Source organism: Carboxylicivirga linearis, from assembly GCF_018271995.1.
Lineage (GTDB): Bacteria > Bacteroidota > Bacteroidia > Bacteroidales > Marinilabiliaceae > Carboxylicivirga > Carboxylicivirga linearis.
This window is the reverse complement of sequence record NZ_JAGUCO010000001.1, coordinates 41552-56290: the sequence shown is the minus strand read 5'-3', so window position 1 is coordinate 56290 and position 14739 is coordinate 41552. Positions and strand designations below refer to the sequence as shown.

The 14739-nt window shown below is 35.1% G+C and carries 12 protein-coding genes; 1 reads left to right on the top strand and 11 read right to left on the bottom strand.

Features of this window, described 5'->3' with window-relative positions:
- Positions 1-68: 68 nt before the first annotated feature.
- From KEM10_RS00195 to KEM10_RS00155, 9 genes are all read right to left on the bottom strand, one after another.
- Positions 69-1103 (bottom strand): glycosyltransferase family protein, encoded by a 1035-nt coding sequence (locus KEM10_RS00195; RefSeq protein ID WP_212211961.1) that lies wholly within the window; start codon positions 1101-1103, stop codon positions 69-71.
- 25 nt (positions 1104-1128) lie between these two features.
- Positions 1129-1998: a UDP-2,3-diacylglucosamine diphosphatase gene (locus tag KEM10_RS00190; protein WP_212211958.1), complete on the bottom strand. Its 870-nt coding sequence runs from the start codon at positions 1996-1998 to the stop codon at positions 1129-1131.
- A 176-nt stretch (positions 1999-2174) separates the two neighbouring features.
- Positions 2175-2846, bottom strand: coding sequence for a hypothetical protein (locus tag KEM10_RS00185; protein ID WP_212211956.1), 672 nt, complete (start codon positions 2844-2846; stop codon positions 2175-2177).
- A gap of 335 nt (positions 2847-3181) precedes the next feature.
- Positions 3182-4525: a DUF58 domain-containing protein gene (locus KEM10_RS00180; protein WP_212211953.1), complete on the bottom strand. Its 1344-nt coding sequence runs from the start codon at positions 4523-4525 to the stop codon at positions 3182-3184.
- An 11-nt stretch (positions 4526-4536) separates the two neighbouring features.
- Positions 4537-5520: an AAA family ATPase gene (locus KEM10_RS00175; protein ID WP_212211949.1), complete on the bottom strand. Its 984-nt coding sequence runs from the start codon at positions 5518-5520 to the stop codon at positions 4537-4539.
- 11 nt (positions 5521-5531) lie between these two features.
- The gene (locus KEM10_RS00170) at positions 5532-6731 is read right to left on the bottom strand and encodes a DUF4350 domain-containing protein (RefSeq protein WP_212211946.1); all 1200 of its coding nucleotides are present in this window, start codon (positions 6729-6731) and stop codon (positions 5532-5534) included.
- Positions 6732-6735: 4 nt separating this feature from the next.
- The gene (locus KEM10_RS00165) at positions 6736-7491 is read right to left on the bottom strand and encodes a hypothetical protein (protein WP_212211943.1); all 756 of its coding nucleotides are present in this window, start codon (positions 7489-7491) and stop codon (positions 6736-6738) included.
- The gene (locus KEM10_RS00160; protein ID WP_212211938.1) at positions 7454-8332 is read right to left on the bottom strand and encodes a hypothetical protein; all 879 of its coding nucleotides are present in this window, start codon (positions 8330-8332) and stop codon (positions 7454-7456) included. Before KEM10_RS00160 ends, KEM10_RS00165 begins: the two co-directional genes overlap by 38 nt.
- The gene (locus KEM10_RS00155; RefSeq protein ID WP_212211936.1) at positions 8325-9305 is read right to left on the bottom strand and encodes a stage II sporulation protein M; all 981 of its coding nucleotides are present in this window, start codon (positions 9303-9305) and stop codon (positions 8325-8327) included. Before KEM10_RS00155 ends, KEM10_RS00160 begins: the two co-directional genes overlap by 8 nt.
- Before the next feature lie 105 nt (positions 9306-9410).
- Here KEM10_RS00155 and KEM10_RS00150 point away from each other — a divergent pair, with 105 nt between their 5' ends.
- A complete protein-coding gene (locus KEM10_RS00150) occupies positions 9411-10133 on the top strand; it encodes an RDD family protein (RefSeq protein WP_212211933.1) in 723 nt (240 codons plus the stop codon).
- 46 nt (positions 10134-10179) lie between these two features.
- On the opposite strand, the gene KEM10_RS00145 is transcribed toward KEM10_RS00150, so the two are convergent.
- Both KEM10_RS00145 and KEM10_RS00140 read right to left on the bottom strand, forming a co-directional pair.
- The gene (locus KEM10_RS00145) at positions 10180-10884 is read right to left on the bottom strand and encodes a zinc metallopeptidase (protein ID WP_212211930.1); all 705 of its coding nucleotides are present in this window, start codon (positions 10882-10884) and stop codon (positions 10180-10182) included.
- 53 nt (positions 10885-10937) lie between these two features.
- The gene (locus KEM10_RS00140) at positions 10938-14723 is read right to left on the bottom strand and encodes a sensor histidine kinase (protein ID WP_212211927.1); all 3786 of its coding nucleotides are present in this window, start codon (positions 14721-14723) and stop codon (positions 10938-10940) included.
- Positions 14724-14739: the final 16 nt, after the last annotated feature.

Here is a 14739-nt window from a genome sequence, read left to right as displayed (position 1 = left end):
TTTAAGTACCTATAATTCAACAGAGGTGCCCACACACATTAAACTCCAATCTGAGATAAGCATACAGATTAAATTTTAAACTGACTACTAATCGCCATTTCTGGCATAGGTTCGTATTGTGTTGTAAATCGAGCCATTAAATCATCAATTACTCCAGGCAAATTATTTGGATAATGAACAGAAACGGCATTCTCAAAAAACACCCATTCGTTTATTCCTTCAATTCCAGATTCAAAATCAGTCAATGTTTTAATTCCCATGCTACCCAAAAAGGCAGAATTACATTGTTGCTCATACTGACCTTTCATAGGAATAACACAAAGCTTTTTTCCCATATATAACGCTTCAGCAGGTGTTTCAAATCCGGCATTGCATAATATTCCGGTACATGTTAAAAAACTCTCTGTAAATTTGGCTTTGTTTACAGGTTGAATCGTAATGTTTCCAATTTCTTTTGGTTGTGTATTATGCTTCGAAAATACATGCCATTTTATATAGGGTACTTTTGATAACACAGCAATAATTTTTTCATCAGAATAGGAAGGTAAGTACACAGTATAATGACCAAGGTTCTTTTTAACTGCAATTCTAATATCACTCCTTATAACCGGAGTTGAAATGTTATCAGCTATACTATTAAAATGAAATCCATAATTAAAATTTGCCGGTGCATAATACTTAAGAATGTTCTTACCTATATTATCTTTTTCAATAGGTTTGGGGGCATCAGCATGAAGAACCGCACTTTGGTGGCTTAAACCAATACATCTTTTACCTCTTAGTTTACAAGCCCATGCCGATACAGGTTCAAAATCATTTATAACCAGGTTATACCGGTGTATGGGTACTGAAAATACTTCTTTCAAGAAAGTGAAAAGACGGGTTTTCTTTATCGATTCTCTTAAATCGACACCTCCATTTTTTCCAAAAATAAAACCCATACCATGATATCTGTATTTTACAGGCCATGGCAATTCAATGTCGGTTTGTGTACCACTAACCAGTATATCAACTTCACCATATTTTTTTAACTCAGGAATAACTTCATAGGCGCGAGCCATGTGACCATTTCCTGTTCCTTGTATTGCGTATAATATTTTCATTGTGATGTCGGGGTTTGATGATTAATCAACTACTTAAAACATCGTTAAGCATTGCTCTAAATAACACCTTCTCATTAGGTATCAGAATATCATCTGATGAAAGATAATTGGATGAACTTTTTATGGATACTTGCTGCTTAAAGTGTACCAAATGCCAATCGCCATTATAAAACTCAAGCGCTGTATTGTTTTCAACCCAGTCTCCACTATTAAGATATACTACTGATCCTTCATCATTGGTAATCACCTTTTTTTCTGGCCAGTGAATATGACCGCAGATGACATAATCGTATTGTTTAGTTATAGCTAACTCTGCTACCGTTAATTCGAAACGACTGGTTATTTGATTCTTCTTCTTTCCCTTGATTGCTTTCTTAACATCACGCGAAAGAGAGATACGACGTTTACCAAAAACAGAAAGTAATCCATTAACCATTTTATTGGTGATAGTTAGAAAACCATAGGCCTTGGCTCCCAGCTTTGCCAACCATTTTGAATGATGCATTACTACATCAAACACATCACCATGAAAGATCCATGATTTGGTGCCGTTTAATTCCAAAACCAATTTGTTGGCTATTCTAAAATTTCCGACTGACATGCCTACAAAGCGGCGAAGATATTCATCGTGATTTCCAGCCAGATATACAATCTCACTACCATTTTCCATCATCTTTATAAGTTGACGAATTACTTTAGTGTGTGTTTTTGGGAAATAATTAGTTGTAAATTGCCAAACGTCAATGATATCACCATTTAAAACGATGGTTTTTGGATTGACCGTTTTTAAGTAGCTTACTAATTCCTTTGCTTTGGCACCATAGGTTCCCAGGTGCGTATCTGAAATTACTAAAGCTTCAATTTCCTTTTTTACAATTGTGTTCTCTTTACTCATCTAGTCAAATAATAATACATTACAAGTATAGACGAGAAATGGAAAGTAAATATTAAGGACGTGCTAAGTAATTTATAATTAGTGAGGAAGGTTAAGAAAAAGTTAACCCAATATCCGCTGAACAATTATATTTCAACGACATATTGGGTTTAAAAATTGATATATTTACAGCTTGGTTATATAGCCATTGGTTCTATGTAAGAATTTCTACCGTATAGAGTGCTTTGCCAGTAGTTGTACAAATCCATTCTTGAATCGCGTGCATTACCTTCAGTTTGCACCAAACGACTTCTTCGTGCCAATACAACCGAACTAATATCTGAATTAGTTCCATTGCATATCATATAATCAACATTTAAGTTACTAACCTGCTTAAGTGCCATTGGTTTACGGCGACAGTGTACTATTAAACCAATTTTCATGTTATCAACCAATGTTGTTATTTCCATAAGTTGTTCCATGTCTCCAGCATCGTTTACATCACACGAAACTAATACATGAGAATAAAGTCTGTAATTAGCCGCTTTTTGTTTAAACTCTTCCCAGTCTTCAAGAGTTTGTGGTTTTTTAATAATACTACTGCTTACTCCATGGTAAGTACATAAACGTTGCAATCGAAGATCATCAATGTTGTTGCTTACAATTAATAAGTCCTTTTCGAAAGGAATGACAGAAGCTAATACAGTTTCAAGCGCAAACTCACGGGTGCGCTTAAAGCTTATTGTTTCATAACCCGTTAAATAAAAACTCTCAGGAGTTACTAACGATTTCGTCATTAATGATATTAACCCACAATCGAAAACATCGTCTAACTCTATTTTTTCTGGAAAATTGGATAAGGTCATCATGCAACAACACTTTAAACGGTTAATACTTTTTCAATACAAAACTAAATTAACGGGATTTCAAATAAATTAATTTCAGTTTAGGCTATTGTTAATCTTTCATTACTTAGACAATCGTTAGCTGCTTATCACGTATTCAAGAAACGGAATATTTTTGTAAAAAAGTTAAAATTCACCTTTTTTAAGTCCTCAAAAGGGGTACCACAGTCAATAAAACTTGATTTTTCATCAAATCACACAGATAACAAGGGGTAAAAACGGATAGATTTGCCGAATCAATTCAGAAAAAATTAAAGAAAAGGGGGTAATCTACCAGAATTGTAATAATGGTGTAATTTCTAAATCAACCCACGAGCCTTAAGCTCAAGATACTTATTAATCGTTTCAATGGTAAGCTTTCCAGGCTCTGTTAATATAGTATGAACTCCATGCCTCTCTAATTCAGACACAATGAGCTTTTTATCGTAAGCAAATTTTTCTGCAATAGTTTTGATGTATATACCTTCCATATCAGTTGCCTTATTTTCAGTCAACTTTCTTAACTCGGTATTTTCGAAAAATATCACCATAACCAAATGTTCCTTCGCCAATTTCTGAAGCATTGGTATTTGACGTTTAGCCGAGCTTAAGCTTTCAAAATTGGTATATATAATCAATAAGCTTCTATGGTGAATTTGCCGCTTTATAGTTGTATATAACGCTCTTATATTTTGCTCCTGAAAACCCGTTTTTTGATTATACAGAGCTTCCATAATAACCTGCATTTGCTTACCACTTCGCTGTGGTGAAACGATGGTGCGAATCTCATTATTAAAAGTTATCAAACCAGCCTTATCCTCCTTAAGCATAGCAATCTTTGACATTACTAAAGAAGTGTTTATCGCATAATCAAGCAATGTCATACCTTCAAACGGCATTTTCATCGAGCGCCCTAAATCAATTATAGAAAGTACTTGTTGTGATTTTTCTTCCCGATACTGATTAACCATCAGGTGATTTCGCCGGGCTGTAGCTTTCCAGTTGATAGTTCTGATATCATCCCCTTTGATGTAATCCCTTATCTGATCAAATTCCATTTGATGGCCAAGTTTGCGAACTTTCTTTATCCCAAACTCGGTTAAGCGATTAGAGATAGCCATCATTTCAAACTGTTTCATTTCTTTGAATGAGGGATAAACCTTAGCCATTTGGTTATCTGCTTTACTCCACCTTCTGACAAGCATTCTAAGGGGCGACTGTACTAATATATTTAAGGTTCCAAAAAGATATTCTCCTCTTTCTGTAGGGCGAAGATCATAATTAATAGTCTCTGACTGGCCAGATTTTAAATTAAGGTTAAGCTGAAAATTCCGTTCCTGAAACTGAACCGGAATTTCATCAATTACTTTTAAATACGTTGGAAAACGATAATTACTTCTAAAAAATAATTGAACGGTATTGAGATCGCCATTCGAAAATTTTTCATCAATTATCCGATCTGCCTCAATGGCATCTTGTTGAACGTAAAAAAGTAGAATAAGATCCAGTAAAATAACTGCACCTAATAATCCAAGACCGATGGTTCCGAGTATATAAAACAGGCTGGCAAATTGCCCAAGAGCAATAGTTAAAATAATTGCTGCCAGACAATAATAAAAAAGCCCGGAAAAGAATATACGACCTCTGATTTTGAGTTTAGCCATTAACTACTTAATTAACGTGGGACCTCTACTGTATCAATAATTTGTTGAATTATTAATTCAGGTTTAATCCCCTCCATTTCTTTTTCCGGGGTAAGTATTACTCGATGGCACAATACTGGTATCAAAACCATCTTAATATCATCAGGAGTCACAAAATCACGACCTTCAAGAGCGGCAAAGGCTTTTGAAGCATTTAAGATAGCCAATGATGCCCGTGGACTTCCCCCTAAATAGAATGAGTTACTATTTCGGGTTTTATCAACTATTTGAGCGATGTATCGAAGTAAATCATCCTCCACAACAACTTTAGCTGCCATCTGCTGGTATTGAATTAATTCGTCTTTACTTATCACAGCAGTAATCAACTCAAGAGGGTCTTTATTTTCGCGTTGCTGGGCATTGCTTAGTATATTTACTTCCTGATCGAGAGTAGGATAATCAATTTGAATTTTAAACAAAAAACGGTCAAGCTGAGCTTCTGGTAAACGATACGTTCCCTCATGCTCCACCGGATTTTGAGTAGCAAACACCAGAAATGGACTTTCCATTTCACGTGTTACTCCATCAATAGTTACTTGCCTCTCTTCCATTACTTCAAAAAGAGCTGATTGTGTTTTAGCCGGTGCACGGTTTATCTCATCTATCAAAACAAGGTTAGAGAAAACCGGTCCTTTATTAAATTCAAATTTTGAATTACCTGCATTAAACACCATTGTGCCCAACACATCCGTTGGCATTAAATCCGGTGTAAACTGAATTCGTGAAAAGTCAGCAGCCACTGATTTTGAGATTAATTTTGCCATCATGGTTTTGGCAATCCCAGGCACACCCTCAATTAGCACATGACCATTAGCAATAACGGCTGTTAATAACAGATCCAGAACCTTTTCTTGCCCTACAATTACTTTGTTTATTTCGTTTCGGATACGATATGCCGCATGATTCAGCTGATCAAGCGGTAATCTGTTTTCAAATGGAGTGTTTTCTTCAATCATATCGTTATTTTTTATTGGCAATTTTCATAAAAGTATTCAATCTTGCGATTAAACTGTTCCAGATCAGCTTCCGACAGCTTTTTTATCTTTCTTAAGCTCTCGCCCATCTCAAATAATTGGCGAATACTTCGAATTGGAATTTGTGACTTCTCAGCCAACTGCGTATACATTTCATCGGTAAGAGGTGATGTACGGACATAATACTTAGATCGCACAAACTCTTTGAAATAAGTAAATTTCTTGGTAGCTATATCTAAATGATTTTTCTTACTAAAGTATAAGCGCCCAATGGTTTCTACAAAATTAACTGTGCTATTATCCAGCGGTTTAACAATAGGTATCATTCGTTGTCGACGAGCTGATTCGAATATCAAAAACAGTATGGCACCTATCAGCATCAGGTAGTAAGCCAAACGTAGCGGTGGATTCTCAAAAATATAACTTAACGGTGTTTTCTGACGATGCATTCCAACTTTGTAATGTTCATCCCATATTGTTTTTGCTCTTGGCAGGTAGGATAAACATTTAAAAGCATAGTCTGCATTGTCGTTATCAAGCAGGCTGTAATTGGTAAATGCAATCGGATTTAAATGCAAATAAAGCCAACCACTACCTTTTTTAACCCTAATGAAGTTTGTTTTTCCTTTACTATTTATACCCAAAACAGACGTATGCAAAGTATCATATGACGTAAAGAAATTATTGTTTATTCCCTTAGAATACCCATAACCAAATGCCGATTTAAGTTGGCGATTTGCCAGGTTTAAGCTGGTTGAATCTTTGCTTCCGAACGGTAATTGTTGTATCTGACTTAACTCTATCTTTATATTTAAGGAGTCTAAAAAACCTTCATCGTACTTCTCAGCTGCAATAAATACATTATTCCCTTTAAGCAACAAATCATCTATTGTCTCTGAATCATTGTTCTCAAATAAAATTTGGTTGTTAATTAAAATAAAGTTTTCTCCTTCCGGAAGCTCATCACCTACAAAAAAAGATAAATCACTATGAGAGGTACTAATTGAATTGTCTCCCATTAACACAGGTAATAATTCAAACAATATTTTATTCCCAAATGGTTTAGAATCTTTCTTAGAATAGCTTAAACGCCAATCAATTGGTTTAGGAGCATAAGTAATAACAAAAGCCAAAATGAGAATCAAAGAAGGAATCCCAAAGAGTAATATATTATTTGACTTTTGCTTATTCATGTAATTAATTTTTAACCGCTGCTATTGATTGTTTCAATTCTGAAAACTGTAATCTGACTTTTTCAAAATATTCTTTTTCAGGTGTGAATTTTCCATACCATATGTATTCATATTGCCTAATTGCTTTTAAGAACTCAGCTTTTAGTTTTTCATCCTTTAACTCATAGTAATACTCTCTATCTGTTTTCCATATACTCCATTTAATCAGTTGATTCCGGTTTAGTTGACGTAAAGTCATTAAAAACAGTGTTCTTGTCGCCTCTCTATATGCCTGCCCTTCAATAAAGCCTTTAAGTAATTTATCAAGATTCTCATTTTCTAAGTCTCCACTACCTGTACTAAAGTTAAGCTCTGTAACTTTTGTGGAACGTGAAAAAACAAATAATCCTTTAATAGGGATCCCAAAAAGTCGAATGATGATGGCCAGCAAAGCAAATACAGCCAACACAATTAATATCCAGCCAGTCCAGGATGCTCCATTACCACTAAAAAGTAATGATGCTAACCACTTTAAAAACTTATCAAGTAAACTTTCAGTTTGCTTTACTTCATTATAATCATACTCCGGAAGTTGCTTGTAATAGGCAATGGTATCTGCCGAAGCATGCCGATAGTCAACAAAGCTATTATCCCAGGCTTCAATTGAATCTGTTGAGACATTAACTTCCGTCTCGGCTTTTATCTGAAAACCGATTAAAAGAAATGCTAAAACCAGTATATGTTTAAAAAGAATCTTCAACAGGTCGATCTTCAATTTCATTAATGCGATCTAAAATAGAACTGGCCTTACTCTTGTTGGAATTTAAGCTATAGTATTGCGCTCCCAGCATGATATACATGATTACATATAACCAGGCACTTCCTAAGGTTGATATGATTGAGAAAATGGTTAATATCCCAAAATTCATATCAAACTCTCCTACACTGGCAGCTGTATAACCTTGTATTCCACCATAAATGCTCATTGGAATACTAAATACCAAAGACATAATCCCAATTATTATATAGGTAATTAATATCAGAGCAAAGGTAATCCACCAATTATCTCTAATAAACTCAAAGCATCGACTCCACGATTTCGAAAAGCCTGTTTTTTCAGCAATTAAAACTAGTGTTACAAATGCTAAAGGAACAGATAGATATATTCCGGGAATAATGAAAAATAAAAAGGCAAAAAAGATAACTATAAAAATCACCAGATTATATCCAAGAATCTTTAAAAAGTCTTTCGCAAATGCATTTGCTACATCGGCTCTTGTAAAATTACCTTTCCCTTTGATGTTATAAAGGTTTACGTATTCAAAAGTAATTCCCATAACCATTATATTACCAACAATTGAAAGTACTATTAAAAGAAGTAAGTAGGTTAAATTGGGTGCTTCCACTGCAGGCGATCGGCTAACAATTCCTTGTATATAGGTTCCCCAAATATCCGAAGTATAGAAAACACTTATTATTGCTACCCCAAGCAGCGGTATAAAAGTATATATAGCTATTGTGCTGAAAAGCTCTTTAAACTCTTGTTTTATAAAACTAAAAGTAACATTTATAATATCACTGAAGTCACGCTTCTGATTAAAATCAACGTCCGTATTAATCATTCTTTGCTATTTGTTGAATATATCGTTTGTATACTGTTACAGGATAAAGAAAAAAGTACCAAACAATAAAGGTTAATGAAAGGGCAATTATTGAAATATTAACCCATGTTTCCATACTATTATAAAATCGGGTTACGAAACCTTCTAAAAAGCCTGCTATTATAAAAACCGGAACTAGTCCAATCATTATTTTTATGCTTTTTTTAACTCCATAAACAAAAGAGTCTTTGCGAGGATAAGTGCCTGGAAATAGCAGGTACTTACCCATTATAATACCTGCTCCACCTGCTAACACAATAGCTGATAACTCTAAAGTACCATGTATCATAATAGCAAATGTAGATACTCCTAATAGGTTTTTATGATAGAAGAAAGCCTGAAATGCACCTACCATTATTCCGTTTCTGAATATCTGAAAGATAGTTCCTAATGGTGTAAGCAAACCCATGATGTACACATAAAAGGATACAAAAACATTATTGAAGGTAATTCCCAAAAACATGGGCATTTCTTCCATTGTTGAATAAACTGCCATTGGATCTCCCTTTTCGATGTTATCCAATGTCATATTCACATATTGATCACCTGCAATAACTCTTAAAAAATCATCATCAACATAAGCAGATACGGCTCCAAGAGCCCAGGCAGCCATAAATATCAGCAAGGATAATAGAAAATACGGACGTGCAGAATTAAGAATAAGCGGAAGTTCAACAGCTATAAACTTTGGTATTCTGCTACCTTTTTCTCTTTTATTCCTGTAAATTTCCTGATGCGTTTTTTGCGAAAGGCTATTGAGATAACTTAGTGTACGGGTTTTAGGATAATAAGTACGCGCAAACGCTAAATCATCTGTTAATTGAATAAACTGATCAGCTAGCTCGTCAGGAGTCATCACAGAAGCATTTTGCAACTGAGATTCAAATCTCTCCCATCTTTTTTTATTACGGTTGATAAATGTTATCTCTTTCATAGGGTCTGGCTATGAGTAGTACGAATAAACTTAAAATTTCACACATAAAAAATTTATTTTGCTACTTTTATACACTTAATACATCATTCAATTTCCTAAACCTCGATGGAACATTTACAAATTTCAACTACTCAAAATGTTGATATAGATTTTCAATTGGCTAGTGTTGGAGATCGCCTGTTAGGACATCTAATTGATGGCTTTATTAAAATCAGTTATGGTGTGATTCTGGGAATCATTATTTTTAATATAATTGAGGTCCCCAACTGGTGGTTTAGCTTACTTGGATTACCAATAGTATTTTATAATCTTCTTTGTGATTTGTTTTTAAATGGACAAACCTTTGGAAAGATGATTATGAAAATGAGAGTTGTAAAATTGGATGGCGGTGAACTTAACTTTGGAGCTTGTTTTATTCGTTGGATTTTTAGGATTGTAGATTTCCATTTAACCTATGGGCTAGGAGCGCTATTAACCGTCATAATTAATGGAAAAGGGAAGCGTATTGGTGATCTGGCAGCTGGCACAGCCGTATTAAAGATTGATGCCAAAGGTGATTTAAACGATACAGCATACGTTGAAGTTGAAGAAGGATATTCTCCTAAATATCCCGAAGTCATAAAGCTTCATGAAAAAGATATGCAAACCGTTAAAGAAGTATTGAATTTAGCTAATAAAGACAATTCATACAATAGCATAGGAGCCCCTCACCCCTTGGCATTAAAAACAAAAGAGGTGGTATTAAAGAAAATGAACATAGAAAGTAAACAGCCGGCAATTGAATTTTTAAATACTATTCTAAAAGACTATAACTATTACAACCAATAAAAAAGGGTAGCTCAAAGCCACCCTTTAATACCTATCTTGTTTTTTATTAATCTCTGTTTCCTAAAAATATCATTACATAATAAAGTAATGTTGCTAAAGCAGATAAGGCAGCCACTACATAAGTGTAAGCAGCCCATTTTAAGGCATCTTTAGCTTTTCCATATGTATCGTGCGATGTTATACCTGCCGTTTTTAACCAAACTAAAGCTCTGCGACTGGCATCTATTTCTACCGGTAAAGTAACAAATGCAGCCAGTGTAAATATTCCATAACAGGCAATAATAATCTGTAATGCTAAATCAAAGCTTAATAGTCCGGGTAACGCAAACGCTCCGAAAAACATAGCTATAAATATAATATTCAACAATTTAGCACTTACATTTTGCAAAGGAACCAAAGCAGAACGAAACTCAAGTAAGCTATAGCTATTAGCATGCTGAATGGCGTGACCTGTTTCGTGGGCTGCCACAGCTGCAGCAGCAACACTTCGACCATGGTAAACATCCGGACTTAAATTAATAGTTCTGTCGGTTGGGTTATAATGATCACTTAACGAACCCTGAACAGCATTAATCTGAATATTCATCAGACCATTATCTCTTAACATCTTTTGGGCTACTTCAGCACCTGTCATACCATAGTTAATAGGTACTTTAGAGTAAGCTTTAAATTTGCTTTTCAATTTAGAGCTAACAATCCAACTTACAATTAAGAAAAAAAGAAATATAAATAATAATGGACTTGCGTACATAGCTGTAAAATTTAATTGTTTGCTATTTGTGATAACAAATAGTTTGCCAATTTTTATTTTGGCAGACGCACATAAAAGGTTGTTCCAATACCTAAATGACTATTGCAGCTAATCTCTCCACCCAGTCCATCAATGTATCTTTTTACAATGTATAGGCCAAGTCCGGATGAAACTTCATTATTGGCAGTTTGATTACTAAGCTTATTAAATTTGGTAAATAATCGCTTTTGATCTTCTTCTGACATGCCCGGACCTTCATCACGCACACCAATGGTTACCCGCTCATCATCTTCGTAGCAATTGATAGTAATATTTGTCTCTGGTTCAGAGAATTTTATTGCATTAGAAAGTAGATTGGAGAGTATTTTTTCCAGTAAGGTATAATCCGATTCAACAACCGTATCGCTTAAATCCCAAACCACCTCTATCTTTTTATTCTGCAGATATTCTTCATATTGCCCGGCTACTTCCCTGAGTAATGAAGATAACGGTACTTTGCTTTTATGAATTCGGAATTCATCTTGCTCCAGACGTTTAATCTCACTGACTTGATTGAGCATATCTTTTATCTGCCAAAGGGATTCTAAGATCTTAACCAAGGCATTATTCATTTCTTCAATTCCCACTTCTTTTTCGCCTTGCAATGCATTGGCGATGGAAAGAGAGGAAGTAATAGGCCTTTCTAATTCAGTAGTAAACAACCTTATTAGGTGATTATTTTCGGCATATAAGCGATCCAAATCATCGCGTTGTTTTTGCATTTGCTCTTTTTGACTGATGGCTGTTTGATTAGCCACCTCCAGATCTTTCTGCTGAGATTTTAATTGTTGAAACGTACTTGCATTTTCAAGAGCAATACTGGTGTAGATCCCAATATTACGCATAAAATTAAGATGATAGCTGGAGTACGCATTAACCTCAGCACTTTGCACAGTAATAACCCCGAATGGGGCTTCATTAACTTTAATAGGAATATATATGATTGATTTACTGTTAATGTCACCCGGCACAGGCCTTATCTCATTCACGTAATTCTTATATTCATTATCGAAATCATGAATGTATATTTCCTTGTCATTGAGCAAGCAATGAATTGAAAGCCTTTCTGTATCATCAAGCGAGAATGTTAAAAATGGAGTTTGCTCACCCTGAAGAATAATATGTTGAAAATCCAGAGAATTGGTTTCCTGATTATAAAGGCCGAAACCAAACAGATACGTATCCATAATCTCACTGGTTGCTTTATATAGAAGCTCAAAAATTCGTGAAATTGACAAGTTGGCAGTGAGCGTTTTTCCTATTTCTGTCAATTTTTCCAAGTCGTTAAACGACGAAGAGATCGATTGTGCCTGACGGGTTATTTGTTCTTTTTGCTTCTCAAGTTCCGTATTTTTAGATTCAATTTGTGCCTTTTGTTTAGTAATTTCCTTTGTTTTAGCTACCACGAGTGTTTCCATCTCAAAGCGGAGCTTTTTAATATTTTTATTCCACAAAAAGATAACGACTAAAAGAATCGTAATAATAAAGGCCGCTATTACAAGCTTAAATCCAAGCGTTTGATACCATGCCGGGTGTATACTAAAGTTATAAATTGCCCCTTCTTCATTCCATACTCCATTATTATTAGCTGCCGTAACTCTAAAGGTATAATCTCCCGGTGGTAACGATGGGTAAGCCACTTCATTATTTTTACCCATTATCCATTCACTTTCTATTGGTTCAAGCCTCCACCTGTATTGTATCTTTTCAGGAATGGTGTAGCACAACGCATCAAAGGTAAACGATATATTATTCTGCTCTTTAGGCAAGGTTAATTGGTTAGGTATTCCAAACCAAGGAACCAAGGAATCGTATCTGCTTGCATATTCTTCACTGTCCCAAGCTGGTTTTTTGTATGATAATTCAATGTCTCTGATATAAACCGGCGGAGGTAAATAATTAATTTTTCTCTCACTAGGATTATATCGCATAACACCTTTTACTGTACCAAACCATAAATTTCCATTTCTATCTTTGAAGTTGGCTCCACTATTATTTTCTATTCCAACAAAACCATCATGACGGTCGAAATATTCTATTCCTTTTACTTCTCCGGTATTGCTAATTACAATCTTATCAACTCCATTTTGAGCTCCTGCCCATATATTTCCTTTTTCATCTGAAATAATTGAGTAAATATTATCTGATGAGATTCCGTTAGAAGTATCAAAAGTAGTCCAGTTGTTATTGTTATAAATAATAAGGCCCTTTGTATAGCTTGCAAACCAAATATGACCAGCTCTATCCTCAGCTGCCTGCAAAATATAGGATGAGGATAACGCTTTTTGTTGGCTGAAATTTGTTAGTTTACCCTTTTCATACAAAGTAATTCCCCTAGTGGAAGAAATCCAAAGTCGATCCTTACTATCAAGAAATAAATCGGTGATATTATTATCAAGCAATTTAGAATTGTACGAATTGAAGAACTCTGCCTTTCCGTTCACACTTTTAATCAATCCAAAGCCTATAGTGGCAAAGAAGGTTGTGTCTTTTAGTTGAGTAATTCCTTTGATAGGAATCTTACTCCTCCAACCATATTGGGTATTTAACGAACTGGCATTTGTACCATTAAATTCAAATAGCCCATTGCGCGTGCAAAGCAAAATATTACCGTCTGGTAATTCTTTGAAATCACTGATGCCCCCAAAATCACCAATCGACCTCTCTGGATATTGTTTTAGAGTTCCATTCTTAAGGGTTGTAAAGCCACCATCTCCATCAGCAAAATAATATTTACCTCTTGAATCCTGAAAGATCGCTCTGGTCATATCATCAGTGAGTCCATTGGTTTGATTGAGCGAAGTAAAAAGATCACCACTGTATCGTACCAGTCCACCACCAATAGTTCCCATCCAAATATTACCTTCAGCATCCTCATGAATCCTATATACCATTTCAATCGGTAATCCATTGCTTTTATCAAATAAGCGCCATCCTTTTTTGCCATAGTTTAAGACTCCACCATTCTCAATTAAAAACCAAAGTGAACCACTACGATCTTCAAACCCATTAAAGATGGTTTTACCTTTCACTTTCTCCGGAACGGTAATTGTTTTTACTTTACCTCCGGGAGTATGAGCAACCAGCTGACTATTACCTTCCCGATAGAATAATAAACACCACATTTTATTACTTCTATCAACAAACAATGGATATTTAATGGCGCTATCATCAATTCCCATTTCTGAGGTTTCAACCACCTCAAGGGTTTGCCCATCAAATCGGTATAAATCATGAATGGTGGATATCAACAACTTATCCTCACGATCGGCTACAATCCTGAGAATAGTATTATCATCACCCAATTGATTATTGAACTTTTCAGAATAGTTTATTAAACTATCATTTTCAATTTTAAATAAAGTTTGTGCACCTGTATTATTTCGTGTCAGACACCAGAGGTTGTTTTCTCCAATTTCACAAAACGCAAGCTGATCGGCAAATATGGCTGAATCTGACTGAAGAACATTCGTGAATCCATTGCCATCAAACTTTTGGAGCCCTTTAGGGGTACCAATCCACAGGTTATAGTTTTCATCGTGATGGAGCCCGAGAATGATATTATCCATCAATCCATCTTTCCGTGTAAAAACCTCAAAACTCATCCCATTGAACCGACACAAGCCGCCTCCGTTAGTTCCAACCCATAGATATCCAAATTGATCTTCTGTCAGACCGTAGATTTCGGACTGGGGAAGACCTTCTTCAAGGGAGTATTGTTTAAAATGATAGTGTTGTCCACTAACAAATTGTAAGCTCAACCATATCGTTACAATGGTTGATAGCATGTATTTTCTCATGGGTTGATAATTACAC